Source organism: Streptomyces roseicoloratus (assembly GCF_004117935.1).
In the GTDB taxonomy this organism is placed as follows: Bacteria; Actinomycetota; Actinomycetes; order Streptomycetales; family Streptomycetaceae; genus Streptomyces; species Streptomyces roseicoloratus.
In genome coordinates this window covers 1-24096 of sequence record NZ_SDOY01000114.1, presented here as the reverse complement: position 1 = coordinate 24096, position 24096 = coordinate 1, and the positions used below count along the sequence as shown (strand labels likewise).

Sequence of the window (24096 nt, the reverse complement as noted above, 5' to 3'; positions counted from 1 at the left end):
TACTGAGGTTGAACTCGTGGTGTCGTGCTGCTGATCAGGCGGGCCTGATGACCAGACCGGTCTCGGCGAGGCAGCCGTCTATGAGGTGGCTGCGGTACTGGATGTGCCGTAGGCCGCGTCGGATGCGTTGGACGAGGTGTTCGGGGGTACTGAAGGCGACGTTGGAGAGCCAGCCGCGCCGTAGCAGTGACCAGATCCCTTCGACGGGGTTGAGGTCGGGTGCGTAAGGCGGCAGGTAGTGGATGGTCAGCCAGTCCTGGGCTGCCGCCCATTCCCGCAGGTCGGCGGCTTTGTGGACGTTGAGGTTGTCCCAGACGAGCACGATCGGGCCGCCGAGCTGCTGGTGGGCGGCGATCAGCAGGTCTCGGTAGTCGCGCCAGGAGAAGCTCTTGCGTCCGTCGCGTCGGCCGTCGTCCCGGCGGGGCCGGTAGATCAGCCGGGACCGGTGCCCGGGTTTGTAGCAGGTCAGCGCGGCGATCGATACTCGTCTACGGGACCGGCCGCGGACCCGCACCACCGGGGTCCGGCCGCGCTGGGACCAGGTCTTCGCATGCGGCGGCGTCATGGAGAATCCGGCTTCGTCCTCGAAGACGAGCCAGGCTCCGCGCGCCGCCGCGAGTCTTCCGCGCAGGGCCACACCTCCTTGACCCATCCGGCCACCGCCGCGTCGTCCCGCTCCATCGCGCGTCGGGCCGGCACCTGACAGGACCAGCCGTTACGCACCAGCAGCTTGCGCACACCCTGAATCGTGTAGGTCAGGTGGAAACGCCTGCCGATCACCGTCTTGACCCGCGCCAGCGTCCACCGCTGGTCCTCCCAGCCATGCGAGGCTGGCCCCTTGGCAAGCTCCGCCTCCAGCTGAGCGAACTGCTTCTCGCTTAGCCTCGGCAGCGACGCCGGCCCCTGCGACCGCAGAGCCCGCGGACCGCCCTCATCCCACGTCCGCCGCCACCGCTGCACAGAGCGGACGCTGACCCGCAGGTCCTTGGCGATCACCGCACTCGCCTCGCCCTGGGCGAACCGCTCTGCGGCCTTGAGCCGTAACCCCTCGCGGAACTGCTGCCGTTCGGCGGTCAGCCCGCCCCCTTGTGGATACCGCATGCCTCCGGTGATACCGCAGCAGACGACCAGCCGTCAGCCCCTGCGACACCACGAGTTCAGCCTCAGTAACTGCAGTCCCACATGAACCGGCCTTCAAGGTGGTCGGAGCTGAGGAAGAGGAAACCACTCCCGTAGCCGAAATTGAGGAAGAACGGGTCTGACTCCGCCTCGCCCCGGTCCTCGAACTGGCAGAAGAACAGCCAAGAGGAATCGATGCCGAAGACCCGGTCGTTTGGGTAAAGGGCCTCGCCCTCCAGGAAGTCCTTGGGTCGCTCCTCGTAGGGGTATTCGACCTCTGGTCCCTCGCTTCGCAGCCACCGGGACCAGGCAGCAGCCTGGCTCGCCGCCTCGTCGAGTTCCGGTGGCATCGGCGCCAGGTCTGTCAGCCATTCGACGGGAACCTCCGTATCGTCCGGACCCCAACGCCACAGGGTTCGCCCCTGGGTACTGGGGGGCCCGATCGACGCGAAGGACGGTATCCGCCCGCCCGGCTGGACCAGAACGACGGCCTCGCCATCCTCCGCTGCGTTGCCGCCCATGTCCATGCCTTCCTCGTGCAGGAACAAGTAGGCGAGGCGTACCTCGTTCCCTGGCACCCGGAACTGGCCGATGAACACAAGCGGCTCTCCCGTACGCGGATGCACCGGCCACGCCGGACCGTCCAGCCACACCGGCTGCCCCCCGAACTTCGACACGGGATCCGTGACCGGCCCGGGCGCAGCTCGGAAGGACATACGCAGCCGCGGCAGGAAGGCTGCATCGTAGGGGCCCTTGGCCTGGCTCGTCGGCTCGGAGATCATGCTGCCGACGCTACGGCACCCCACCGACAGGAACCCAGCTTGGGCCGTCTTCTTTGAATCCTGCCTGACCTAAAAGATCCGGAAGAGACGGCCTAGTCCCCCGCCTCGGCTGCAGACCTCTGGCTAAGGAACTGCTTCGCTGCCTCAACCGCTTCTCCGTTGAGTTCCTCGACGGAGACTCCCCAGCTCTCCTCCCAGCCGTCCAGGTGGTGCGCGCAGGACACCAGTGGTGCCAGCTCTTCGGGGTAGCCGAGGTCATAGGCAATGTCTGCCCAGATGAGGTGTGTGCCGGCGGCGGGATCCAGGGATCCGTCGGCGATCTGACCGGCGATCCAGTAGGCCATCGCCCACTTTGCGGCCCGGGGGTCCGCGGGCGGGTGGAAGAGCAGTCCCAGCTCGTCCAGTACTTGGTCGAAGAGCTCTGGCGCTTCGGGTTCTTCGCTCCTGAGGAGTCCCGCGAGCATGGCCAGGGACGGGCTTTCGACCCCAGCTATCAGCGCGTCCAGACCTGCCTGGATGAGCCTGTCCGACCCGACATGCCTGCCGAAGGCCCGCTCGCGCGCGATGTGTCTGAACTGATCGAGGGCGTCGTCGCTGGTCATCAAGGTCTTCTCCGTCGGCAGCTGGAAGGGGAAGGCTCGCACATCCGCCGCCACGGCTGCCAGGGAGTTCCGCCTGTCGTCGGTGATCAGGACATGAGGACGCGCTTCCGCAGGAGGGCGAAGCCTGCGCGGCCGAACATCTGGCGCTTGAGCATCTTGATCCGGTTGACGTGCCCTTCCACGCGAGGCGGGCACCTCCGGCTCGGGAAGAGCGTCGACCAGGCGCAGGACGGTACTCCGGCTGACGGACACCCCGAGCACGGAGCTCAGCCGAGCGCGGGCCCGGCCCGCCAGGGCGAGACCGACCGAGGCCAGCGTCGAACGCAGCCGCTCGGTCCGCTGACCGTGCCGACGGGTCAGGCCGGGTATCTGCTCGACGAAGGTCCGCCGTGCGCATTCCGAGTTACCGCAGGTGAACCGGCGGACCCTCAGCCGGAGAACAACGCCTCGTCCGGCGCTCGTAACATCAGCGGGAAACCGCAAGTAGGGACCATGAACCCGGTTCGACCAGACCTCGCACGCCGGGCAAGCGGCACCGTTCGCAGTGCCTTCGGCGTCGACGCGAACCATCGCGATGCCCACGTCCACCGACAGCACCGCGACGTCCGTGATCGACGGGAACAACAGCTCTTGCAACCGGAGCACGATCGCTTCCACGGCCCCGAACTGTCATCCCAACCGCCCTGACCACGGCTCATTTTCGGGCGACTTCGCATACTGTCCAGGGAAGCTCAGCCCGTCACTCAGCGTGGCCGCGTCACAGAAGTTGTGCCAGAACCGAAACCCGTGAACATTTCGATTCGCTCTCGGGCGGCGGCTGCCTCCCGATTCGCGAACCCGCCTGCTTCTGCCCGGCGGCGAGGTCGACCCGGGCGAGTCCATCGAGCAGGCCGCCGTGCGGGAGCTCGCCGAGGGTCCGTTCCACCGCTACGACATGACGCCGCGTCGCTGAGCCATGCGGGTGCGGGCCCGTGTGCGGGCCCGTGTGCGGGCCCGTGTGCGGCACCCTGGCACGGCCCGTGGACCGCTGACAAAATGCCTTCCGGGGGGATGCGCGATGGAGCGACTCGACCGGGTGACGGTGCCTCCGCCGGACGAGGCGGCGACGCGTGCCGCGCGCGAGGCGGGGCTGGGTGTCTACTTACGGGCGTTCCGCGCCCGGCACGGCGACGACGAGCGGGCGTCGGCACGGCCGGGACGGCGCCGCCGCCGGACGCTCTTCCTGCTCCTCCTGGCAGCGGCGGGGCTCGCGCTCCCGGCGGTCGCGACCCGCCAGGCGGGTGCCGGGCTCGGCGTGCCGCTGTTACTGCTGCCCTTCGGCGCGCTCGGCTGGTTCCTGTGGCGCTCGTTCCGGCCGTCGCCCGAGGGGCTGCGCCCCGGGGACTACGTGTATCTGTACGAGCGGGGCCTGCTCTGTCCCGGAGAGGACGGCGCCGCCCCGCGGGCGGTGCCCTGGCAAGCCGTGACGGCGATGCACCAGGACGTCACGCGCACCTACGTGAACGGGGGCTACACGGGGACCCACTACGCGTACCGGCTGCTGACGGGCGGGCGGCACGGGGTGACCGTGGGCGGGTTCCTGAACGAGGAGACGGTGGCGCGGCCCACGGACTCGCAGATCCGCGAGCTGGCGCAGATCGTCCTGGACGAGACCGTGCGCCGTGCGCTGCCGCCGGCCGTGGCCGCTCTGGAGGCGGGCGAGCGGGTCGCGTTCGGCGAGGTCGCGGTGGACGGCCGGGGCATCGCGCTGCCGTCGGGCACCGCGCCCTGGGAGCGGGTGCGGGACTGCGAGTGGCGCGGGGACGGTCTGGTCGTGGTGCGGACGGCAGGGGCGGGCCGCTGGGCCCGCGAGGCGAAGGACATCCCCGACTTCCCGGTGTTCTGGGCGCTGGTGCGGGAGCTGTTCCCGCAGGCGCGCGAGTACCGGCGCTGACGGTCGCCCGGGTCCCGTCCTGCGGGCGGTGAGCGGTCCCCACGGCGGGCGGCGGACAGCCTCCCGGCATTCACTCGAACGTGTGTCCGCCCGTGTGCGTCACCGAGCGGAGCGGGTGGGACGTGGCTAGCGTGGCGTGGAGACAACGACGTCAACGATCCGGAAGAGAGTCATCGTCATGACCTCACGACCTCTGGGCACGCCGTGCTGGACCGACGCGATGTTCACCGACCTCGAGGGTGCGAAGTCGTTCTACGGCGACGTGCTGGGCTGGACCTTCGGCGAGTCCTCCTCGGAGCACGGGAACTACACCCAGGCGCTGAAGAACGGCAAGGCGGTCGCGGCGGTGGTCCCGCCGATGCCCGGCCAGGACGGCGACGCACAGTCGGCCTGGTGTCTGTACTTCGCCTCGCCCGACGTGGCCGCCACCGCCGAGAAGATCAGGGGTGCGGGCGGCACGCTTCTGATGGAGCCCATGCAGGTGGGCGAGTTCGGCTCGATGTGCCTCGCGCAGGACCCCACCGGCTGTGTGTTCGGTGTGTGGCAGGCCGGGATCCACGAGGGCTTCGAGCTCCAGGGCGAGACCGGCAGCTACGTGTGGGCCGAGGTGTTCACCCGTGAGCCGGCGAAGGCCGACGCGTTCTACACGGAGGTGTTCGGCTTCGCCTCGAAGAAGATCAAGGACGAGCACATGGACTACCGGGTCTTCGACCTCGGTGCCGACCCGGTGCTCGGCCGCATGGTGATGACCGCGGACGACTTCCCGGCCGAGATCCCCGCGTACATCCAGATCTATTTCGCCGTCGACAACTGCGACAAGGCCGTCGAGGCCGCGGAGGCGGCGGGCGGCCGCAAGGTCTTCGGCCCGATGGACAGCCCGTTCGGCCGCTTCGCGGCCCTGCTCGACCCACAGGGCGCGGCGTTCGCGGTGATCGACGTGCGGACGACGGTCGGCGAGATGCCCGAGATGGAGTGAGCTCCGCACGGCCCACGGATGCGGGTGCCCGGGACCACGGGGGTTCCGGGCACCCGTGCGTCCGGGACGGCGAGCGACGCGGGGACGACGGTGCTCAGGGTTTCAGGTTGGACACCACGTCGGCGGTGGCGGCGACGCCGTTCTGGATCGTGGGGGCCATGCTGGTGCTCGCCAGGAAGAAGCCGAGCAGGGCGCAGACGATGGCGTGCGAGATCTTCAGTCCTCCGCTGCGGAGGAAGATCACCGCCAGGATCAGCAGCAGCAGGACGACGGAAATGGAAATGGCCACCGGACTCACCCTCTCCGCGCCGCATGGGAGTTGCGGCGTTCGGCGGACAGTGTGGCGGAACGGACGATCCGGACGGCGGTATGGCGGGGCGGCCATCCGGGTGACGTTTCGGCGCGGGCCGTTCCTCAGCCGCCGGCCAGGGCTTTTACCGGCTCCCCGGCCCCATTCGGGCCGGCCCACTCGACCGTGCGGTCGCACCAGCGCTTCAGGAGCACCCGGTCGTGGCCGACGGCGAGCAGCCCCGCGCCGGTCTCGGCGCGGTAGCTCTCGACGGCGGCGACGAGGGCGGCGGTCGTGGACGCGTCGAGCATCGCGGTCATCTCGTCGCAGACCAGCCAGCGGGGCCGCAGCACCAGAGCGCGGGCCAGGCAGGCGCGTTGCAGCTGGCCGTCGCTGACCTCGTGCGGGCGTCGGCCGAGCAGGTCGTCGGTGAGGCCGACGGCGGGCAGCAGTTCGGCGAGCCGCGCGGGGATCTCGCCGCGTCGCCCGGTGGCGCGCAGCGGCTCGGCGACGAGGTCGGCGAGCCGCAGCCGGGGGTCGGCGGAGAGCCGGGGCTGTTGGAAGACGACGCCGACGGCGGTGCGCTGGGCGCGCGGGGCGCGGTGGCGCCAGGCCCGTACCTCGGTGCCGTCGAGGACGACCCGGCCCGCGTCGGGGCGGTGCAGCAGGGCGGCGACCCGGGCCAGGGTGGACTTGCCGCAGCCGCTGGGGCCGAGCAGCCCGACGGACTCGCCGGCGCCGACGGTGAGCGAGACGTCCCGGAAGACCGGCGCGCGGCGGTCGTACCCGGCGGTGACGGAGTGGAGTTCAAGCACGGCTCGCTCCCAGGGGGTGGTGGCAGGCGACGCCGGCCAGGAACTCCGGGGGGGCGGCGCAGGCCGCGTCCGCCCCGGCGCAGCGCGGGGCGAAGGCGCAGCCCTCGGGCAGGTCGGTCAGTTCGGGCGGCAGTCCGGGGATGGGCGTGAACTCCCGCTCGGGCAGCGCGTCGAGGAGTCCGCGCGCGTACGGGTGCCGGGGGCCTGACTCGCCGAAGAAGCGGGCGGCGGGTGCGATCTCGACGATGCGTCCGGCGTACATGACGGCCACCCGGTCGGCGACGCGGCGGGCGGCCGCCAGGTCGTGGGTGATGAGCAGCAGCGCCTTGCCTCGGTCGGCCTGGCGGCGCAGTTCGTCGGCGGTGCGGTCGACGAGCTCGCGGTCGAGTCCGGTGGTGGGTTCGTCGGCGAGCAGCAGCGGCGCGTCGCCGATGAGGGCGAGGGCGGTGGCGGCGCGCTGGGCGAGGCCTCCGGAGAGTTCGTGCGGGTGGCGGTCGAGGTGGCCGGCGGGGAACGCGGCGCGCTCGGCGGCCGCTTCCGCCGCGGCGCGGCGCTCGCGCCGCGGGGTGCCGGTGAGGGCCCGTACGGTCTCCTCCAGGTGGGCCCGTACGGTGCGCACGGGCGTGAGGTGGGCGGCGGGGCTCTGCGGTACGAGGCCGATGCGCCGGCCCCGTACGGTGCGGGCGAGGGTGCGTTCGTCGGCGGCGAGCAGGTCGACGGTGGGGTGCTCGGCGTCGTCCGGTGCGGCCAACAGGGCCGTGCCCCGCGTCTCCGCGTTTCCGGGGAGCAGGCCGAGGAGGGCGGAGGCGAGGACGGACTTGCCGCAGCCGCTCTCGCCGACGAGGGCCAGGCACTCCCCCGCCGCGAGGTCGAAGTCGGCGTCGGTGACCGCCGCGACGCTCCGGCCGCCGCGCATGCGGAAGCGGACGGTGAGGCCGCGGACGCTGAGGACGGCGTCGGCGGCGCGTTCGGCGGTGACGGCTTCGAGCGCCCGTACGAGGTGTGCGTCGGGGGCGGTCACAGCATCAGCTCCGATCGGCGGCGCGGGTTGAGCCGGTCGCGCCAGACTCCGGCGAGGCCCGCGACGGCGAGGGTCGGCACGATGAGGAAGAGGCCGGGGAAGAGGGTGGGCCACCAGTCTCCGGCGAGCAGCGAGGAGCGCGCGCCCTGCACCAGGTTGCCGAGGCTGGCCTGGTGGCTGGGCAGACCGAGGCCGAGGAAGGACAGCGCGGACTCGTGCCACATGGCGTGCGGCACCATGAGCACGGCCGCGAGTCCGGCCTGCGGCAGTACGGCGGGCAGCAGGTGCCGTACGGCGATCCGCCACCGGGAGGCGCCGCCCGAGACCGCCGCGTCGACGAAGGGCCGGGAGCGCAGCGAGAGGAGCTCGGAGCGGACGATCCGGGCGGTGGAGAGCCAGTGGGTGAGGGCCACGGAGACGACGACCGGCCAGACGCCGGGCCGGAACATGGCCACGACGAAGATGCCGAGCAGCAGGTGCGGCACGGAGGCGAAGGCGTCGACGATCCGCATGACGAACCGGTCGACGCGTCCGCCGAGGGCTCCCGCGGCGGCGCCGACGGCGGTGCCGATGACCGTCGCGGCGAGGGCGGCGACCAGGCCGACGAGCAGCGAGACGCGCAGCCCGTAGACGCAGCGCAGCAGCAGGTCGCGGCCGACGTCGTCGGTGCCGAAGGGGTGGTCCCAGGACGGCGGGAGGAGTTTGCGTGTCAGGTCGACGGCCTGTTCGTCGAGCCGTACCAGCGGCGGGACGAGGAGGACGGCGAGCACGACGGCGCCGAGGACCAGGGCGGAGGTCCACAGCCGGATCCGGCGGGTCGCGTCGGCCGGGGCGGCGGTGCGGGGCCGTCGGCGGGTGGTCGTGCGGAGGGTGTCAGCCATCGAATCCCACCCGGGGGTCGGCGAGCCCGTAGAGGAGGTCGGAGAGGAGGTTGCCGAGCAGGACGGCGGCGGTGGCGAGCACGGTGAGCGCGGCGAGCAGCGGGAAGTCCGCGGAGACGGCGGCCTGGACGGTGGCGGCGGCGATGCCGGGCCAGCTGAAGACGGTCTCCACGAGCAGGGCTCCGGTGATGAGTTCGGGCACGCGGGAGCCGACGAGGGTGAGGACGGGCAGCAGGCCGGAGCGCAGGGCGTGGCCGGTGAGGACGGTGCGTTCGGAGAGGCCGCGGGCGCGGGCGCCGCGTACCGGGTCCTCCTCCAGGGCGTCGCCGACGCCCTGGCGCACGTACAGGAAGAACCAGGGCAGCTGGGAGATGCCGAGGACCAGGGCGGGCAGGACGAGGTGCGTGGCGACCTGGCCGGCGGTGACGGTGTCGCTGGCGGTGTCGGTGAGGCCGCCGGCCGGCAGCGCGCCGAGCTTCAGGGCGAAGAACCAGACGGCGAGCAGGCCGAGCCAGAACGCGGGCGCGGCTTCGAGGGTGTACGCGAGGGAGCTGACGGCCCGGTCGAGGAGGCCGCCGCGGCGGCGTCCGGCGAGCACGCCGAGGCCGGTGCCGAGGGCGATGGCGACGAGGAAGGCGGTGGCGGCGAGCAGCGCGGACCAGCCGAGCCGCTCGGCGACGACGTCGGCGACGGGCTGCCGCATGACGCCGGAGTCGCCGAGGTCGCCCTGGAGGGCCCGGGTGAGCCAGTCCCACCACTGGGCGGGCCAGGGCCGGTCGACGCCGAGGTTGGCGCGGAGCTGGTCGAGGTTCTCCTGCGAGGCGGTGAGGCCCGCGGTGCCCGCGTAGGCCTTGACCGGGTCGAACGGGGAGGCCGCGGCGACGGCGAAGACCGCGAGGGTGACGCCGAGGAGGACGGGGACGGCGGCCAGGGTCCGCCGTCCCGTCATGCGTGCCATGGCCGCCCAGGGGAGGCGGCGGCTCATCCGGTGCTCGTTCCGCCGCTCTGGGGCTGCCCGTCCGGGGCGTTCTTCGGCTTCCAGGCCTCGATGTTCCACCAGGGGCCGGAGCCGAGGCCGTGGTCGTGCGGTTCGACCTGGGTGGTGAGGCCGCCGTTCGCGGTCTCCCAGCGGTCGTCGACGACGTAGAGGTGGTCGATGTGGGTGAGGAAGGTGTAGCCGGGGTTCTGGACGAGCCGGCGCTGGACGGTGTCGTACGCGGCCTTGCGCTTCGCCGGGTCGGCGGTCCGGCGGCCGTCCTCCAGGGCACGGTCGACGGTCTTGTCGTCGTACCAGGCCATGTTGTTGAAGCCGTCGCCGCCGAGGGTGGACTTCAGGAGCAGGTACTGGTCGAAATCGGGGTCGCCGGGCGAGCCGCCGCCGGCGAGCACGGCGTCCGTCTTCATCCGCGGTTCGATGACCTCCCAGGTGCCGGCCTGGGTGGTGATCTCGATGCCGGCCTTCTTGGCGTCGGAGGCGTAGGCGAGGGCGTGGTCCTGGCGGAGCCGGTCGCCGGAGAGGTACCAGAGCGGGAAGGCGGCGCGAACGCCGTTCCTGACGCGGACGCCGTCGGGCCCGGGCTTCCAGCCGGCCTCGTCGAGGATCTTCCGCGCTCCGGCGAGGTCGTGGCGGCGTTCGGTGCCCCGGGCGAACCAGGGGCTGTCGGTGGGCACGGGCCCGTAGGCGGGCCTGCCCGCGCCTTCGAGGATCTTGTCGACCATGGTCTGCCGGTCGACGGCGATGTCGAGCGCGCGGCGGACGGCCGGGTCGCCTGCGACGCGGTTGTGGGTGGGCAGGGTGACCGTGCGGTAGTCGTAGGTCGTGGCGGTGTAGGTCTTCTTCGCCTTGTCGTGGGCGAAGCCGGCGGCGAGGTTGGGCGGCAGGATCGCGGCGTCGAGGTCGCCGGCGCGCAGTCGGGTGGCGCGCACGTCGTCGTCCTTGACGACGGCCATGGTGAGCTTCTTCACGGCCGGGGCGCCGCCCCAGTAGCGCGGGTTGGCCTGGAAGGTGAGCTTCTCGCCCCTGGACCAGCCGGTGAGGAGGTACGGGCCGGTGCCGACCGGCCGGGTGGTGAAGGAGCCGGTGTTGACGTCCTGCCGGCCGGCGACGTGCTCGGGGGCGATGGCGAGGACGGTGCGCTCCGCGAAGGGCGCGTAGGGGTACTTGAGGGTGAACACGACGGTGTCGTCGGCGGTGGCCCGGACGTCCCCGAGGGCGTCGAGTTCGGTGCGCGAGGGGTTGTTGGTCCTGGGGTCGAGGATCGTCCGGTAGGTGAAGACGACGTCCTTGGCCGTGAAGGGCTTTCCGTCGCTGAAGGTCACGCCGCGGCGCAGCTTGTAGGTGTACGTGAGACCGTCGGGGCTGACGGTGGGCAGCGCGGCGGCGAGCGCGGGGCGCAGCTTCATGCCGGCGTCCAGGGCGAGGAGCCCGTCGAAGATCTTGGAGTTGCCGTCCTTGCCGTAGCCGAGGAGGGGGCTCAGGGTCTCGGGCTCGAAGGCGATGCCGACGACGACGGAGTCCCGGGGGCCGCCGGATCCGGCGCCGCCGCCGGGGTTCGAGCAGGCCGCGGCCGTGAGGGCGACGGCCCCGGCGAGTATGGCGGCGGATGCGCGTCGGACCGGTCGGGCGGCCGTCCTGGCCATGGTGTCCACACCCCTTTTGAAGATCAACCGTTATTGCGAAGACCTCGCAATTAAACAGTATGTAGAGGGGTGCGGACGCATGGGCCCCTTACCGAGGGGCGTCACCGGGGTTCCGGACGCTCACCTCGGCGCGGGCAGATCGACCAGGTCGGCGACCGTGTCCTGGTGCCGGCCCGCCGAACCCAGGGCGATCGCGTCGGACTTGGCCCGCTTGAGGGCCAGGTGCGCCGGGTGCTCCCAGGTCATGCCGATGCCGCCGTGCAGCTGCACGCACTCCTCCGCCGCGTGCACGGCCGCCTTCGAGCAGTAGGCCTGCGCGACGGCCACGGTCAGCGCGGCGTCCGGAGCCCCCGTCGCGAGCGCGTCGGCGGCCGCGCGGGCCGCCGCCCTGGCACCCACGAGCTCCAGCCAGAGCTGCGCCATCCGGTGCTTCAGCGCCTGGAAGGAGCCGACCGGCCGGTTGAACTGGTGGCGCTCCCCGGTGTGCCGGACGGTCTCCTCCAGACACCACTCGGCGATCCCCAGCTGCTCGGAGGCGAGCAGCCCGGCGCCCGCGAGCAGCCCCTGTCCGACCGCGGCGCGCCCGGCCTCGGCGCCCGCGAGCCGGACGCCCGCGGCGCCGCTCGCGTCGACCACGGCCAGCGGGCGGGTGAGGTCGAGCGAGGACTGCCGGGTGAGCACGACGTCGGCCGCGTCGACGGCGTACAGCCCGTCGGCGCGCGGGACGAGGAGGACGTCGGCCGCGGCGGCGTCCGCGACGGCGGGGACGCGGCGGACGGGGTCGGTCACCGTGCCCGGCGCGGTGGCGAACGGCACCGCGAGCACGGCGACGCGCTCGCCGCTCGCGAGCCCGGCGAGCAGGTCGGCCGTCCGGCCGCCGTCGGCGCCGAGCGCCAGCAGCGTCGCGGTCGCCACGACCGCACTGGTGAGGTACGGCGCCGGGGTGACCGCCCGGCCGAGCTCCTCCAGGACCACGGCCGCCTCGCGGTGGCTCGCGCCGTGGCCGCCGAGCTTCTCCGGGACGAGCAGCCCGGCGGCGCCGATGCCGCCCGCCAGCGCCTCCCAGAGTCCGGGGAGGTACGGGTCCTCGCCCTCGATCCGGCCGAGCACCGCCTGGGCGTCCGCCCGGTCGGCGAGCAGCGAGCGGACCGCGGCCCGCAGGTCGTCCTCGGTCTCGGAGTAGAGCAGGTCCGGCTGTCGCGTCATCGGGCGAGGTCCTTCCAGGCGACGTCCTTGTCGTTGCGGGGCTCGGGCGGCAGGCCCAGGACCCGCTCGGCCACGATGTTGAGCAGCACCTCGGTGGTGCCGCCCTCGATCGAGTTGCCCTTGGCGCGCAGATAGCGGTAGCCGGCGTCACGGCCGGTGAAGTCGACCAGGTCCGGCCGGACCATCGCCCAGTCCCCGTACAACAGCCCCTCGTCTCCGAGGAGTTCGACCTCCAGGGAGCTGATGGCCTGGTTGAGCCGGGCGAATCCGAGCTTCATGGCGCTGCCTTCGGGGCCCGGCTGGCCGGCGACGAGCTGCTGGCGCAGCCGTTCGCCGGTGAGCCGGGCCACCTCGGCGTCCACCCACAGGTCGAGCAGCCGGCGGTGCAGGTCGTGGGTGCGCAGATCGGGGCGGGCCCGCCAGGTCTCGGCCGCCTTGCCGATCATGCCGCCCTCGCGGGGGATCCTGGCGCCGCCGATGGAGACCCGCTCGTTCATGAGGGTGGTCTGCGCGACCCGCCAGCCGTCGCCGACCTCGCCGAGGCGGTGGGCGTCGGGGATGCGGACGCCGGTCAGGAAGACCTCGTTGAACTCGGCCTCGCCGGTGATCTGGCGCAGCGGCCTGACCTCGACGCCCGGGTCGGTCATGTCGCAGACGAAGTAGGTGATGCCCCGGTGCTTGGGCACGTCGGGGTCGGTGCGGGCGAGGAGGATCGCCCAGCGGGCCAGATGGGCGCTGGAGGTCCACACCTTCTGCCCGTTGACGACCCACTCGTCGCCGTCGCGGACCGCCCGGGTGCCGAGTGCGGCGAGGTCGGAGCCGGCACCGGGCTCGCTGAACAGCTGGCACCAGACCTCCTCGCCGACCCACAGCGGCTTCAGGAAGCGTTCCTTGACCTCCTCGGAGCCGTAGGCGAGCAGGGTCGGGGCGGCCATGCCGAGACCGATGCCGATCCGGCGGGGATCGTTGTCGGGGGCGCCGGCGGCGGCGAGTTCGGCGTCGACGACGGCCTGCAGGGCGCGCGGGGCGCCGAGGCCGCCGAGGCCGGCCGGGTAGTGCACCCAGGCGAGCCCGGCGTCGAAGCGGGCGCGCAGGAACGCGGTGCGGTCGGTGGTCGCGGGCGGATGCTCGGCGAGCAGCCGGCGGGTGCGGTCGACGAGCCGGGCGGCGTCGAGCGGGGTCTCCGTCATGCCCGTGCCCCTTCCGGCAGGACGACGAGACGGCCGGTGGTGACGCCCTCGGAGAGCCGCTGCACGGCGTCGGCCGCGTCCGCGAACGGCACGCGCTCGCTCACGTACGGCTTGATCAGGCCCTTGGCGGCCAGTTCGGTGAGGGTCTCGTGGCAGCGCAGGACGGCGGCCGGGTCCTTGAGGTTGTAGAGGCCCCAGTGGAGGCCGACGATCGAGTAGTTCTTCACCAGGGCGTGGTTGAGGGCAGGGCTGGGAATGCTGCCGCTGGCGAAGCCGACGACCACGATCCGGCCCTCGAAGGCGACGAGCTTGGCCGACTGCCGGTAGGCCGCGCCGCCGACCGGGTCGTAGATCACGTCGGCGCCGCGGCCCGCGGTGGCCTCCTTGACGGCGGCGACGACGTCCTCGGCGTGCCGGTCCACGACGGTGTCGCAGCCGAGTTCGCGGGCGGCGGCGGCCTTGTCGGCGCCGCCGACCACGCCGATGACGGTGGCGCCGGCGGCCTTGCCGAGCTGGACGGCGGCGCTGCCGACGCCGCCCGCGGCGGCGTGCACCAGCAGGGTCTCGCCCTCCTTCAGGGCGGCCCTGCGGTGCAGGCCGAACCAGCCGGTCTGGTAGCCGATGTGGAGGGCGGCGGCCTCGGCGTCGTCCAGCGCCTCGGGCGCCGGAAGCAACGCGGACGCGTCGGCCACCGCGTACTCGGCGAGTCCCCCGTACGGCAGGGCGGGCGTCGCGATCACCCGGCGGCCGTCCTCGGTCTCGGCGCACACCTCGACGCCGGGAGTGAAGGGCAGCGGCGGGCGCACCTGGTACTGGCCGCGGCACAGCAGCGCGTCGGGGAAGTTGAGGCCGGTGGCGCGCACCTTGAGCAGCACCTGACCCGCACCGGGCACGGGCCGGTCGGTCTCGTCGAGCTGCATCACCTCGCCCGGTTCGCCGTTCTCGTGCACTCGCCATGCCTGCATCCGGAGCCTCCAGTGCCGTCGTCCGTCCTGCGTGGTCGACGGCATACTAAGCGGTCGCTTGGCTCCAGGGAACCAGCCGCGCGAGTGCTCTTTCCGCCGCTGCTAGATTCGTCCGCCATGCGATCACGTGTGTACGACCTCGACTTCCGCGACAAGGCCCGGCGCGTGGGCGCCTGGGGCGCGACCCTGCTGGCCGTGGCGACGATGCTGTGGATCTGGTGCGTCCTGCTGCTGATCACGCCGTACCAGGCCGAGAGCGTGAGCGGCCGCAGCACCCACGACTGCAAGCCCCGGCTGCTGACCGAGTCCGGCACCGCCAACGACGGCCTGCAGAACGGCGATACGTGCGCGAACGAGCGGGACTGGCCGGAGGCCGTGCTGATACTCGGCCTGTCCGTGCCCGTCGCCGTGGTCGGCACGACGCTCTTCACGATCGGCACGGTGAGCAGCCGGATGAGCGCGCACGCGGAGGCGATGCGCGAACTGGACGGGCTGGCGGACGCCGGGAAGGCGTGAACTCGGGGCCGCCGGTCCGGGCGTTCGCCCGTCACGGCGACCCTCGACCCGGCGGCCCTCGACCCGGCGGCCCCCGGCCCGGCGACCCCGGCCGGACGATCGTGGACGGACGGTCGTGGACGGGACGAGCGGCGGCCGGACCGTCCTCGGCCGGCCTGACCGCCGGCCCGCCCGACGCCCGACGGCCCCTCAGGAGCTCTTCGGGCGCGCCCGTACGTGCATGCGCTCCCCCTGCGGCCCGAACAGGCTGAGGAACTCCACCCGCCGGTCCCCCGCCGGTCCGAACCAGTGCGGCACCCGGGTGTCGAACTCGGCCGCCTCGCCGGCTCCGAGCACCACGTCGTGCTCGCCGAGCACGAGCCGCAGCCGACCGGACAGCACGTACAGCCACTCATACCCCTCGTGGACCCGCGGATCCGGCGTCTCGGAGCCGGGTTCCTGGACCACCTTGTACGCCTGGAGCCCGCCGGGCTGACGGGTCAGCGGGTACATCGTGCGGCCGTGCCGGACGATCGGCCGGGCCTTGACGCGCGGGTCGCCCACCGGCGGGGCGCCGACCAGCTCGTCCAGCGGCACCTGGTGGGCGCGGGCGATCGGCAGCAGCAGTTCGAGGCTGGGCTTGCGCTGTCCGGACTCCAGGCGCGAGAGCGTGCTCACCGAGATGCCGGTGGCGGCGGAGAGCTCGGCGAGGGTGGCTCCGCGGTCCCGGCGGATGCGGCGGAGCCGGGGTCCGACCTCGGTGAGCACGGCGTCGATGCGTTCGTCTTCGGTCATCGCCCCATTGCAGAAACGGCAACTTCGTTTGTCAACCCGACGCGGGCGAGCGACGCTCGCGGCATGAACGAGAACAACGACGGCATCGCCGGAAGGTCCCTGGACGTACGAAGCGACTACGAGGTGGTGGTGGTCGGCGGCGGGGCGGCCGGCCTGAGCGCGGCCCTGGTCCTCGGCCGGGCCCGGCGCAGCACGCTGGTGATCGACGCGGGCGAACCGCGCAACGCGCCCGCCGCCCACATGCAGGGCTACCTCGGTCTGGACGGCATGAGTCCTGCGGACTTCCTCGCCGCCGGGCGGCGGGAGATCGCCGCGTACGGAGTGGACGGGACGAAGGGCCTGGTCACGGCTGTGACACCGGAGGCGCACGGCGCGCAGAACGTCGCGGGAGGCGGCGCGGACCCTGCCTTCTCGCTGCGGCTGGCGGACGGGCGGACGGTCCGGGCGCGCCGGGTGATCGTGACCACCGGTCTGGTCGACGAGCTGCCGGAGATCGACGGGCTGGCCGAGCGCTGGGGCCGCGACGTGATCCACTGCCCGTACTGCCACGGCTGGGAGGTGCGGGACCGGGCCTTCGGCGTGATCGCGCACCCGGTGATGCCCGCGCACCAGGCGCTGATGGTCTCGCAGTGGTCGTCCGACGTGACCCTCTTCCTGCACACCGCCCCGGAGCCCTCGGCCGAGGACACGGCGCGGCTGGCGGCGGCCGGTGTGACGGTCGTGCCGGGCGAGGTCGCCGGGCTGGTGGTCGAGGAGGACCGGATCACGGGCGTACGGATGGCGGACGGGCGGGTCGTGGCCCGCGAGGTGGTGTTCGCCGGGCCCAGGACGGTGCCCCGTGACGGACTGCTGACGGCACTCGGCGCGGCGACGCGCGAGACGCCGTTCGGCACCTTCGTCGCGGTCGACGAGACCGGCCGCACGAGCGTCCCGGGCGTCTGGGCGGCCGGGAACGTGATCGGCGCGCACGAGCAGGTGGTGAACGCGGCGAGCGGCGGCTACCGGGCGGCGGCCATGGTCAACGGCGACCTGCTGATGGCGGACCTCGACCGCAGGGCAGCGGCGGTGACGACGGCGACGGCCTGAGAGGTGTGCGGTCGGGCCCGGCGCGCTGCGCCGTGCGGATGAAACCCTGCGGGCGGCGCCGCGTGGACCGGGCCCGGCGGCAAGGATCGGCCAAGGTGGCCGGAAACCCTGGCCGCCCGCCGTCACGGCACGGCCTGCCCACCGGAAGGACGGGACTCACCTCCATGCTCGGTACGGACTTCACCACCGGCTCGCCCGACTGGCTCGACCTCGGCAGCCCCGACACGGACGCCGCCGCCGTGTTCTACGGCCGGGTCTTCGGCTGGGACTTCGTCTCCGCCGGCCCCGACGCCGGCGGCTACGGCTTCTTCCAGCAGGACGGCCGGACGGTCGCCGCGCTCGGGCCGCTCACCGAGGAGGGCGCGAGCAGCGCCTGGACCGTCTACTTCCAGACGCCAGACGCCGAGGCGACCGCGCACGCGGCCGAGGAGAACGGCGGCACGGTGCGGCTCGCCGCCTTCGACGTCATGGACGCGGGCCGGATGGCGGCGCTGACCGACCGGGGCGGCGCGCAGTTCGCCGTGTGGGAGCCGGGCAGGATCAAGGGGCTCGAACGGACCTCGGAGCACAACACCCTGCTGTGGGTCGAGCTGCACACCGTCGACCCGGAGGCCACGCTCGCCTTCTACCGCGCGCTCTTCGGCTGGCGCTGGGAGGAGAGGGAAACCCCGGCCATGACCTACCGGGTCATCTCGACGGCCGAGGGCGACCCGAAGGACGCCTCGTTCGGCGGCGCGGCGCCGCTCCAGGCGGGAGCGGACAAGGCCCGCTGGATCCCGTACTTCATGGTGGCGGACCCCGACACGACGTCCACCACGGTCCAGGAGAGCGGCGGCTCGGTCCTGATGCCGCCGGCGGACGTCCCGGACGTCGGCCGCATCGCCTGGTTCGCGGACCCGTTCGGCGCGCCCTTCGCGGTCCTGAAGCCCGCTCCGGGCATGTGAACCGGCCCCGGCGACGCCGCAGGACGGACCGGCCGGGGCCGCCTCCTCCGGATCGTGGCCGATGAGGCGGCCACGATCCGGAGCAAGAGCGATCTTCATCCGGCACTTCCTGCCCAGCGGACCGGGTTCCGCCGGTCGCCGCCTGCCGGCGAACCGACCTGACGCCGCGCCGGCCGGGCCCCGCTCGTCGGCATCTGGAGGCGCCGGCCGCTGAGACAGCCGCAGATGACACGCGGCGCCGTCTCCGGCTGCTCTCCCGGACGCCTCATTCGTCCTGCCCACCTTGGCCCGATCGGGGCTCACGCGGGCTCGCGGTTCCGTGCTGGGGTGGGCTCGTACGGGAGTCGACCTCTACGACCACCGAGCAGCAGGGAGAAGACATGCCCCGCGCCACCCGTTGGCTCGCGGTGACAGCCGTCGCCTTCGCCACCGCCCTGGCCGGCACCTCCACAGTGAGCGCGCAGACCCGGTCCGCACCCGAGCCCGCGCCTGCCGCTGCCCCACGGCCCGTGTACTGGACCGCGCCCGCCCCGGGCCTGGCCGCGCCCGCGCCGCAGCGGTTGCTGAACATGCCCGTGCGGATCACCAACGACTTCGCGAACCGCCTCACCACCCAGTGTCTGGACGTCGACGCGAACGGCGGCGCCAACGGCACGGTCGTCCAGGTTTGGGAGTGCAACGGCACCAACCAGCAACGCTGGTACCTCTGGAACAACGGCGCGCTGGAGAGCTACCGCTTCCCCGGCAAATGTCTGGACGCCGATCTCAACGGCGGTGGCCGTAACGGCACCAAGCTGCAGATCTGGGACTGCAACAACACCCCGCACCAGAGCTGGTCCCACCCGGAAGGCGACCGCGCGATCTACAACGCCCGCTTCTACGGCGGCGGCAACATCGTCATGGACCGCGACGCGAACGTCCGGGGCAACGGCGCCCGCGTCCAGCTGTGGCAGAAGAACTTCCAGTCGCAGCAGTGGTGGGACGTCTGGCTGGACTGACGCGGGGCGTCCGACGCCTGGGTCCGGGGCCGGTGTCCGAAGGGCCGGGGAGCCCAGGGGTGCCCGACGACGATCCCTAGCGCGGGTACACCTCGAAGGCCACCGCCGGTCGCCCGCCGAAGCGGTCGGCGGCTCGGCCGGTCGACTCCGCGACGAACGACCGGCAGTACTCCTCCACGTCCTGCTCCGTCAGCGCCTCGATGTACGTGCGGTGGGCCCGCAGCGAGAGCACCGCGCGGTCCAGACCCGGGCCCGCGTCGACCGCGTGGGTCGGCAGGTGGGAGCCGGCCACCGCCACCCAGCGCACGCCGTTCCACGGTTCCAGGCCCTGCTCGGTCAGCTCGGGGAAGATCCAGCGGTTGCCGGCGTCCGCCGCCGCGTCCAGGGTGGCGCGGCCGACGGCCCGGTGGTCGGGCGTGTTCCAGAAGCCGCCGGGCGCCGGGCCCCAGGTGTCGCGGTGGTTGAGGGTGATGACGAGCTCGGGCCGGTGGCGGCGGATCGCGGCGGCGATGTCGCGGCGCAGCCCGAGGCCGTACTCGATCACGCCGTCCGCGTGATCGAGGAACTCCACGGTCTCCACGCCCACGACCGCCGCGCTGTCCCGCTGTTCCCGTTCACGCAGGGGTCCGCAGGTGGCGGGGTCGAGCGAGTCGATGCCCGCCTCTCCTCGGGTGACGAGGAGGTAGGCGACCTCCTTGCCCTCGTCGGTCCAGCGGGCGACGGCGGCCGCGCAGCCGTACTCCAGGTCGTCGGGGTGGGCGACGACGGCGAGGGCGCGCTGCCAGTCGGAGGGCATCTCGGCCAGCTGCGGGGGCTGTTCGGAATTCTCGAGCACGAACGCAGGATACGAGCAGAGCCCGGCCACGGCACCCGGACGGCGGACGGCGGTCGAAGGGCGGCGGTCAGGGGTCGACGGGCGGCCCGCACACCGGGGTCACCGGGGTCGCCGGGTTCACCGGGGTCAGAGCTCGTCGCGGACGAGCGCGAGGAGCCGGTCCAGGACGCGCGGGCCGCCGGCGCGTACGCCGTCGTGCTCGAACTCGTCGGTGACCCAGGTGCGCAGGCCCCGGATCGCCCGCGCGGTCTCCAGGGAGTGGGTCGTGTCCACGTACATGTCGTCGTGGTAGACGGCCGCGGCGACCGGCACCGCGTTGACGGCGAGCCGTGCCGGGTCGTAGAGCGGCGCCCAGTCGGCGCGGGCGGCGAGGTGTCCGGCGGTCTCGCGCAGCGGGCGCAGCGCCGGGTCGGTGGTGAAGTGCCAGGGGTGGATGCTCTCGCCGGTGAGGAGGACGGGCCCGCCGCCGGTGAGCGCCTTCGCCGCGTCGAACTCGGGGAACTCGGCCCGCACGCGCTCGGCGGCCCAGTCGGTGGGGCCGTGGCCACGGCTCGGGCCCTGGGCGTAGATGACCTCGTGGAGCACCGCGTACAAGGGGTGTCCGGCGAACGAGAGGTGGGTCCGCACGGATTCGAGGAAGGCGTCGGAGAGCGCGGGTCCGGCCGGGGTGGGGACGAAGGCCTCCTCCAGGAGCAGGTGGAGCTGGTGGCTGCCGTTGCCGCCGCCGAGGAGGATGCCGAGGGACTGGAAGGCCTCGGGCGTGAGCGTGCCGCCGCCGGGCAGGGGGACCTCGTGCTCGTGAAGGTGGGCGGCGATCCGGCGGACCCGCTCGACGTCGTCGGGGTAGCGGGCGTAGTGGGCCTCGTTCTTGCGCCGGATCCTCGGGTACGCGGCGCGGTAGACCTCGTCGGCGCCGGCGTGCAGCGACGGCAGGCCACCGGTGATCAGGACGGTGGCCAGACCCTCGGGCGCGGTGGACAGGTAGTGGGTGGCGCAGAAGCCGCCGAAGCTCTGGCCGAGGACGGTCCAGGGGGCACCGCCGGTGAGGCGGCGGCGCAGCAGCTCGCAGTCCCGGACGATGGAGTCGGCGCGGAAGTGGGCGAGGTAGGCGGCCTGTTCCGCCGGGGTGCCGCGCAGCGGCAGGGTCTGCCGGTTGGCCGGGGTGGAGTGCCCGGTGCCGCGCTGGTCGAGGAGGAGGACGCGGAACTCCTGCACGGCCCTGCCCAGCCAGGCCTGCGGTCCGGTGAACCGGCGGGCGCCGAAGCCCGGTCCGCCCTCCAGGTACAGCAGCCACGGCAGGTCGGGCCGGTGGGCCCGGTCGCTCGCGACGACCTCGCGTCCGTAGAGCTCGATCGTCTCGCCGCCGGGACGATCGTGGTCGAGGGGGACGGTGAAGCGGTGGTCGGTGAGGACGAGTCCGGGCTGGCGGTACGTGGACAAGGCTCTCTGCTCTGTTCGTGACGCCGGGGCGCGCGACACCGTCCGGTGTCCGGCTCCCGCGCCCCACACCCGTGTCCGACGGCCGGGTCCGACACCCGTGTGCCGCACCCCCGCCGGGTCAGTGGACCACAGGGCGGGGGTGCGTCGCCGCACGGGCCGCGTTCCCGGGGCCGGGTCAGTTCTGGAGCACCGCGATGACGTTCTTCGCCGGGTCGGTGAACCACGCGATGGCCGGACCCCGCGTGTCGCGGTGGACGCCCTTGTCGTCGGGCGTGAAGCCCGGGTAGCGCTGCATCTCGACGCCCTTGTCCTTCAGGGCGTCGACGGCGGCGTCGATGTCGTCGACCTGGAAGTTGAGCACCGTGAACCCGGCCGGGCTGTGCTCGTCGCCCTTCGGGTAGACCAGGATCCTCGCGCCGCCGGCGAGGGTGAGGAACAGCATCCGCATGTCGCCGGAGCCCTCCTCGCTCACCTGGAGGCCGAGCGTGTCGCCGTAGAAGGCGCGGGCCGCGTCGAGATCGTCGACCGAGAAGCTGCTGAATGCCGGGGTGCTGCCGAACAACACGGGGGTTCTCCCTTCGGTGGTACGTCCGCTGACGTCACCTCAGGGCACACCACCGCCCGCGGCCCCGGCCGCCCCCGCCACGCGGAAACCGCCGGATGGTCCCCCGCCCGTCACCCGGGGGTGACGGGCGGCCGCGGACGGCCGGAACGGCCGGACGGGCTCGGGCCGCGATCGGCCGGCCGGGGGTACGGGACCGGGATCAGGGCGCGATCGGCAGGCGGCGCTTGTGGTCGGTGAGCCGGTAGCGGCGGACGATGGCCTCGAAGGCGGCCTCGCCGACCGGCTTGCCCTCCAGGAAGTCGTCGATCTCGTCGTACGTGACGCCGAGGGCGTCCTCGTCGGGCTTGCCCGGGTCCAGGGTCTCCAGGTCGGCCGTCGGCGTCTTCCAGACCAGCTCGGAGGGCGCGCCGAGCTCGGCGGCGACGGCACGCACGCGGCGCTTGGTCAGGCCGGTGAGCGGCACGACGTCGGCGGCGCCGTCGCCGTACTTGGTGAAGAAGCCGGAGACCGCCTCGGCCGCGTGGTCGGTGCCGACGACGAGCCCGTCGTACGCGCCGGCGACGGCGTACTGGGCGATCATCCGCTGCCGGGCCTTGATGTTGCCGTGCACGAAGTCCTGGTGGTGCGCGTCGCGGAAGGCAACGCCCGCGGCCACGCTCGCGTCGAGGGCGGCGTCGCCGGCCGGCTTGATGTCGACCGTGAGGACCTGGTCGGCGCGGATGAAGTCGAGGGCGAGCTGGGCGTCGTGCTCGTCCGCCTGGACGCCGTACGGCAGGCGCATGGCGTAGAAGGTGGCGTCGTGGCCGGCGGCGCGGGCCCGCTCGACGGCGAGCTGGCAGAGCCGGCCGGTGGTGGTGGAGTCGACGCCGCCGCTGATGCCGAGGACCAGGCAGCGCAGCCCGGTGGAGGTGAGGCGCTCCGCGAGGAAGGCCACCCGTCGCTCGATCTCCGCGCGCGGGTCGAAGGTCTCGGAGACCTCCAGCTCCCGGGCGATCTGCTGCTGCAGGGCGGTGGTCTCCGGGTCGGTCACGGAATGCTCCTCGGTCGTGCGGTGGTGTGCGGCGGACGTCCGCGAACGACTCTAACCCGGGCCCGTCAGGGACCGGGGCGGGCGGTGGGGCCGGCCCGGCGCCGCGGGTGCCGCCGAAGCCCCAAGGCGGCGGAGGGGCGTGGACGGGGGCACGGCCCGGGGCACGGGCACGGGTACGCGTACGGGTGCCGGGCGCCGGATGCCGGTACGGGTACCGGGCGGGGGCCCTGGCGCACGTGCACGGCCCGGGGTGCCTACCGCACGCAGTGCACCTCGACGCGCTGGACCAGGTTGTTGCCGAATCCGCCCCGGTTCCAGGGAGCCGTGAGCGGCTGGGTGTGGCCGGCGGCGTCGGTGGCGCGGACGGTGAGCCGGTGCGTGCCGGGCGTCGCCGTCCAGGTGGTGTGCCAGGCCGCCCAGGCCCAGGGACGGCCGGGATCGGCGGTGACCTCGGTGTCGGTCCAGCTCTCCTCGCCGTCGTCGCTGAGCTCGACGCGGACCACGGGCGCGTGTCCCGACCAGGCGCGGCCGGTGAGGGGCACCGGGCCGGGCCGGACGACCCGGGCGCGGGTCATGAAGTCGGGGAAGCCGGGCGGGATCATCAGGGCGCGCGGCGCGATGACGGTGACGGGCTCGCCGGGCTCGTCCGCGCGCTGCCGGAAGCGGTAGGCGGCGGTCTGCTGGAATCCCGTGAAGGGGCTGTCGGTGACGGTGACCGCGCGCAGCCACTTCACCGAGGCCATCCCGTACCAGCCCGGTACGACCAGGCGCAGCGGACTGCCGTGCTGGGGCGGCAGCGGGGCGCCGTTCATCGCGTACGCGACGAGGACGTCGCGGGCCGGGTCGGCGGCGTGCGGGAGCGGCAGGGCGCGGCGGTAGTCCTGCTCGGTGCCGCGCTCGACGCCGTGGTCGGCGCCGGTGAACACGACGTCGCCGGCTCCCTCCTCGTCGGCGCCGGCCTCGGCGAGCAGGGCGGACAGGGGGACGCCGGTCCAGTCGGCGGTGCCGACGGCCTCGACGAGCCAGGGCTGGCTGACGGGCCGGGGGGCGAGCCGGGCCCTGCCGTTGCCGGCGCATTCCAGGGTGACGCGGTGGGTGACGGCGGGTCGCTCGCGGAGTTCCGCCAGGCCGAGTGACAGCGGCCGGCCGACCCGGCCGTCGACGGTGAGCCGCCAGGTGTCGGCGTCGGTGGCCGGGATGTCGTAGTGGACGAGGACGTAGTGGAGGCCCGGCGGGCTGGTGTCGTAGCGGAGGGCTTCGAGGGGCAGTCCGTGGTTGCGGGCGGCCAGGGCCAGCTCGGCGGTGCTGATCCCCTCGTCGGGCCCGGCGACGCGGCCCGGAGCGCTGAGCTCACCGAACCCGGTGGTGCCGTCCATGTCCTCATGGTGCGCCGTCCACGCCCGCGCGGCACCCGGGCAGCGGGTTCGGCCGGGCATCGCCCCGGCGGCGCCTCGCTCCGGTCCCCGCCCTGGCCGTGTCCGGGCCCGGT

The 24096-nt window shown here is 73.3% G+C and carries 25 protein-coding genes; 7 read left to right on the top strand and 18 right to left on the bottom strand.

What is annotated here, in order from left to right:
- Positions 1 to 34: 34 nt before the first annotated feature.
- From ESG85_RS36950 to ESG85_RS14955, 3 genes are all read right to left on the bottom strand, one after another.
- A protein-coding gene (locus ESG85_RS36950; RefSeq protein WP_425471196.1) for an IS630 family transposase occupies positions 35 to 1101 on the bottom strand; the annotation gives its coding sequence in 2 pieces (ribosomal slippage) (positions 35 to 655 and positions 658 to 1101; 1065 coding nt in all).
- 62 nt (positions 1102 to 1163) lie between these two features.
- Entirely contained in the window at positions 1164 to 1901 is a 738-nt protein-coding gene (locus tag ESG85_RS14960) for a YwqG family protein (protein WP_128979448.1), read from the bottom strand.
- 92 nt (positions 1902 to 1993) lie between these two features.
- A complete protein-coding gene (locus ESG85_RS14955; RefSeq protein WP_128979460.1) occupies positions 1994 to 2503 on the bottom strand; it encodes a hypothetical protein in 510 nt (169 codons plus the stop codon).
- Positions 2504 to 3320: 817 nt separating this feature from the next.
- Between ESG85_RS14955 and ESG85_RS36945 the strand changes: the two genes are divergently transcribed.
- From ESG85_RS36945 to ESG85_RS14935, 3 genes are all read left to right on the top strand, one after another.
- Positions 3321 to 3455 carry an NUDIX hydrolase gene (locus ESG85_RS36945; RefSeq protein ID WP_128979458.1) on the top strand — a complete coding sequence of 45 codons (135 nt, stop codon included), beginning with the start codon at positions 3321 to 3323 and terminating at the stop codon, positions 3453 to 3455.
- Between the two features lie 105 nt (positions 3456 to 3560).
- Positions 3561 to 4436 (top strand): DUF6585 family protein, encoded by an 876-nt coding sequence (locus tag ESG85_RS14940; RefSeq protein WP_128979446.1) that lies wholly within the window; start codon positions 3561 to 3563, stop codon positions 4434 to 4436.
- Between the two features lie 178 nt (positions 4437 to 4614).
- On the top strand, positions 4615 to 5412 hold the full coding sequence (locus ESG85_RS14935; protein ID WP_128979444.1) for a VOC family protein: 798 nt from the start codon (positions 4615 to 4617) through the stop codon (positions 5410 to 5412).
- Positions 5413 to 5506: 94 nt separating this feature from the next.
- Here ESG85_RS14935 and ESG85_RS14930 read toward each other — a convergent pair whose 3' ends face one another.
- The 9 genes from ESG85_RS14930 to ESG85_RS14890 form a co-directional block, all read right to left on the bottom strand.
- Positions 5507 to 5701 (bottom strand): hypothetical protein, encoded by a 195-nt coding sequence (locus ESG85_RS14930; protein WP_128979442.1) that lies wholly within the window; start codon positions 5699 to 5701, stop codon positions 5507 to 5509.
- A 125-nt stretch (positions 5702 to 5826) separates the two neighbouring features.
- The gene (locus tag ESG85_RS14925) at positions 5827 to 6516 is read right to left on the bottom strand and encodes an ABC transporter ATP-binding protein (protein WP_128979440.1); all 690 of its coding nucleotides are present in this window, start codon (positions 6514 to 6516) and stop codon (positions 5827 to 5829) included.
- Entirely contained in the window at positions 6509 to 7432 is a 924-nt protein-coding gene (locus ESG85_RS14920; protein ID WP_128979456.1) for an ABC transporter ATP-binding protein, read from the bottom strand. Before ESG85_RS14920 ends, ESG85_RS14925 begins: the two co-directional genes overlap by 8 nt.
- A gap of 101 nt (positions 7433 to 7533) precedes the next feature.
- The gene (locus tag ESG85_RS14915; protein ID WP_128979438.1) at positions 7534 to 8418 is read right to left on the bottom strand and encodes an ABC transporter permease; all 885 of its coding nucleotides are present in this window, start codon (positions 8416 to 8418) and stop codon (positions 7534 to 7536) included.
- Complete coding sequence (locus tag ESG85_RS14910) at positions 8411 to 9403, bottom strand: ABC transporter permease (protein ID WP_128979436.1); 993 nt, start codon at positions 9401 to 9403, stop codon at positions 8411 to 8413. Before ESG85_RS14910 ends, ESG85_RS14915 begins: the two co-directional genes overlap by 8 nt.
- Positions 9400 to 11058 (bottom strand): ABC transporter substrate-binding protein, encoded by a 1659-nt coding sequence (locus ESG85_RS14905; RefSeq protein WP_128979434.1) that lies wholly within the window; start codon positions 11056 to 11058, stop codon positions 9400 to 9402. The genes ESG85_RS14910 and ESG85_RS14905 overlap by 4 nt, the downstream gene beginning before the upstream one ends.
- Before the next feature lie 120 nt (positions 11059 to 11178).
- Positions 11179 to 12264 (bottom strand): acyl-CoA dehydrogenase family protein, encoded by a 1086-nt coding sequence (locus ESG85_RS14900; RefSeq protein WP_128979432.1) that lies wholly within the window; start codon positions 12262 to 12264, stop codon positions 11179 to 11181.
- Entirely contained in the window at positions 12261 to 13454 is a 1194-nt protein-coding gene (locus ESG85_RS14895) for an acyl-CoA dehydrogenase family protein (protein WP_128979430.1), read from the bottom strand. The genes ESG85_RS14900 and ESG85_RS14895 overlap by 4 nt, the downstream gene beginning before the upstream one ends.
- Positions 13451 to 14419, bottom strand: a complete 969-nt coding sequence (locus ESG85_RS14890) for an NADPH:quinone oxidoreductase family protein (protein WP_128979428.1) — start codon at positions 14417 to 14419, stop codon at positions 13451 to 13453. The genes ESG85_RS14895 and ESG85_RS14890 overlap by 4 nt, the downstream gene beginning before the upstream one ends.
- Before the next feature lie 117 nt (positions 14420 to 14536).
- Here ESG85_RS14890 and ESG85_RS14885 point away from each other — a divergent pair, with 117 nt between their 5' ends.
- A complete protein-coding gene (locus tag ESG85_RS14885) occupies positions 14537 to 14935 on the top strand; it encodes a hypothetical protein (protein WP_128979426.1) in 399 nt (132 codons plus the stop codon).
- A gap of 189 nt (positions 14936 to 15124) precedes the next feature.
- Here the strand turns inward: ESG85_RS14885 and ESG85_RS14880 are convergent, their stop codons facing one another.
- Positions 15125 to 15709 (bottom strand): helix-turn-helix domain-containing protein, encoded by a 585-nt coding sequence (locus ESG85_RS14880; protein WP_128979424.1) that lies wholly within the window; start codon positions 15707 to 15709, stop codon positions 15125 to 15127.
- A 63-nt stretch (positions 15710 to 15772) separates the two neighbouring features.
- Between ESG85_RS14880 and ESG85_RS14875 the strand changes: the two genes are divergently transcribed.
- The 3 genes from ESG85_RS14875 (at position 15773) to ESG85_RS14865 (ending at position 18737) form a co-directional block, all read left to right on the top strand.
- A complete protein-coding gene (locus ESG85_RS14875) occupies positions 15773 to 16795 on the top strand; it encodes an NAD(P)/FAD-dependent oxidoreductase (protein WP_128979422.1) in 1023 nt (340 codons plus the stop codon).
- Positions 16796 to 16959: 164 nt separating this feature from the next.
- Positions 16960 to 17739, top strand: a complete 780-nt coding sequence (locus ESG85_RS14870; RefSeq protein WP_128979454.1) for a VOC family protein — start codon at positions 16960 to 16962, stop codon at positions 17737 to 17739.
- Between the two features lie 380 nt (positions 17740 to 18119).
- Positions 18120 to 18737 carry an RICIN domain-containing protein gene (locus ESG85_RS14865; RefSeq protein WP_128979420.1) on the top strand — a complete coding sequence of 206 codons (618 nt, stop codon included), beginning with the start codon at positions 18120 to 18122 and terminating at the stop codon, positions 18735 to 18737.
- Between the two features lie 76 nt (positions 18738 to 18813).
- Here ESG85_RS14865 and ESG85_RS14860 read toward each other — a convergent pair whose 3' ends face one another.
- The 5 genes from ESG85_RS14860 to ESG85_RS14840 all read right to left on the bottom strand — a co-directional run bounded on the left by ESG85_RS14860 (position 18814) and on the right by ESG85_RS14840 (position 23983).
- Positions 18814 to 19533, bottom strand: a complete 720-nt coding sequence (locus ESG85_RS14860; protein ID WP_128979452.1) for a PIG-L deacetylase family protein — start codon at positions 19531 to 19533, stop codon at positions 18814 to 18816.
- A gap of 165 nt (positions 19534 to 19698) precedes the next feature.
- Positions 19699 to 21012, bottom strand: coding sequence for an alpha/beta fold hydrolase (locus ESG85_RS14855; protein WP_128979417.1), 1314 nt, complete (start codon positions 21010 to 21012; stop codon positions 19699 to 19701).
- 175 nt (positions 21013 to 21187) lie between these two features.
- Positions 21188 to 21574, bottom strand: coding sequence for a VOC family protein (locus ESG85_RS14850; protein ID WP_128979450.1), 387 nt, complete (start codon positions 21572 to 21574; stop codon positions 21188 to 21190).
- 202 nt (positions 21575 to 21776) lie between these two features.
- Positions 21777 to 22607 carry an ammonia-dependent NAD(+) synthetase gene (gene nadE / locus ESG85_RS14845; RefSeq protein ID WP_128979415.1) on the bottom strand — a complete coding sequence of 277 codons (831 nt, stop codon included), beginning with the start codon at positions 22605 to 22607 and terminating at the stop codon, positions 21777 to 21779.
- A gap of 254 nt (positions 22608 to 22861) precedes the next feature.
- The gene (locus tag ESG85_RS14840) at positions 22862 to 23983 is read right to left on the bottom strand and encodes a sulfite oxidase (protein WP_128979413.1); all 1122 of its coding nucleotides are present in this window, start codon (positions 23981 to 23983) and stop codon (positions 22862 to 22864) included.
- Between the last annotated feature and the right edge of the window lie 113 nt (positions 23984 to 24096).

Bases quoted from the DNA above. Each gene is read 5' to 3' on its own strand.
- ESG85_RS14960 (WP_128979448.1), bottom strand. From the start codon at position 1,901: ATGATCTCCGAGCCGACGAGCCAGGCCAAGGGCCCCTACGATGCAGCC.
- ESG85_RS14955 (WP_128979460.1), bottom strand. From the start codon at position 2,503: ATGACCAGCGACGACGCCCTCGATCAGTTCAGACACATCGCGCGCGAG.
- ESG85_RS14940 (WP_128979446.1), top strand. From the start codon at position 3,561: ATGGAGCGACTCGACCGGGTGACGGTGCCTCCGCCGGACGAGGCGGCG.
- ESG85_RS14935 (WP_128979444.1), top strand. From the start codon at position 4,615: ATGACCTCACGACCTCTGGGCACGCCGTGCTGGACCGACGCGATGTTC.
- ESG85_RS14920 (WP_128979456.1), bottom strand. From the start codon at position 7,432: ATGCGCGGCGGCCGGAGCGTCGCGGCGGTCACCGACGCCGACTTCGAC.
- ESG85_RS14915 (WP_128979438.1), bottom strand. From the start codon at position 8,418: ATGGCTGACACCCTCCGCACGACCACCCGCCGACGGCCCCGCACCGCC.
- ESG85_RS14910 (WP_128979436.1), bottom strand. From the start codon at position 9,403: ATGAGCCGCCGCCTCCCCTGGGCGGCCATGGCACGCATGACGGGACGG.
- ESG85_RS14905 (WP_128979434.1), bottom strand. From the start codon at position 11,058: ATGGCCAGGACGGCCGCCCGACCGGTCCGACGCGCATCCGCCGCCATA.
- ESG85_RS14900 (WP_128979432.1), bottom strand. From the start codon at position 12,264: ATGACGCGACAGCCGGACCTGCTCTACTCCGAGACCGAGGACGACCTG.
- ESG85_RS14895 (WP_128979430.1), bottom strand. From the start codon at position 13,454: ATGACGGAGACCCCGCTCGACGCCGCCCGGCTCGTCGACCGCACCCGC.
- ESG85_RS14890 (WP_128979428.1), bottom strand. From the start codon at position 14,419: ATGCAGGCATGGCGAGTGCACGAGAACGGCGAACCGGGCGAGGTGATG.
- ESG85_RS14885 (WP_128979426.1), top strand. From the start codon at position 14,537: ATGCGATCACGTGTGTACGACCTCGACTTCCGCGACAAGGCCCGGCGC.
- ESG85_RS14880 (WP_128979424.1), bottom strand. From the start codon at position 15,709: ATGACCGAAGACGAACGCATCGACGCCGTGCTCACCGAGGTCGGACCC.
- ESG85_RS14875 (WP_128979422.1), top strand. From the start codon at position 15,773: ATGAACGAGAACAACGACGGCATCGCCGGAAGGTCCCTGGACGTACGA.
- ESG85_RS14870 (WP_128979454.1), top strand. From the start codon at position 16,960: ATGCTCGGTACGGACTTCACCACCGGCTCGCCCGACTGGCTCGACCTC.
- ESG85_RS14865 (WP_128979420.1), top strand. From the start codon at position 18,120: ATGCCCCGCGCCACCCGTTGGCTCGCGGTGACAGCCGTCGCCTTCGCC.
- ESG85_RS14860 (WP_128979452.1), bottom strand. From the start codon at position 19,533: ATGCCCTCCGACTGGCAGCGCGCCCTCGCCGTCGTCGCCCACCCCGAC.
- ESG85_RS14840 (WP_128979413.1), bottom strand. From the start codon at position 23,983: ATGGACGGCACCACCGGGTTCGGTGAGCTCAGCGCTCCGGGCCGCGTC.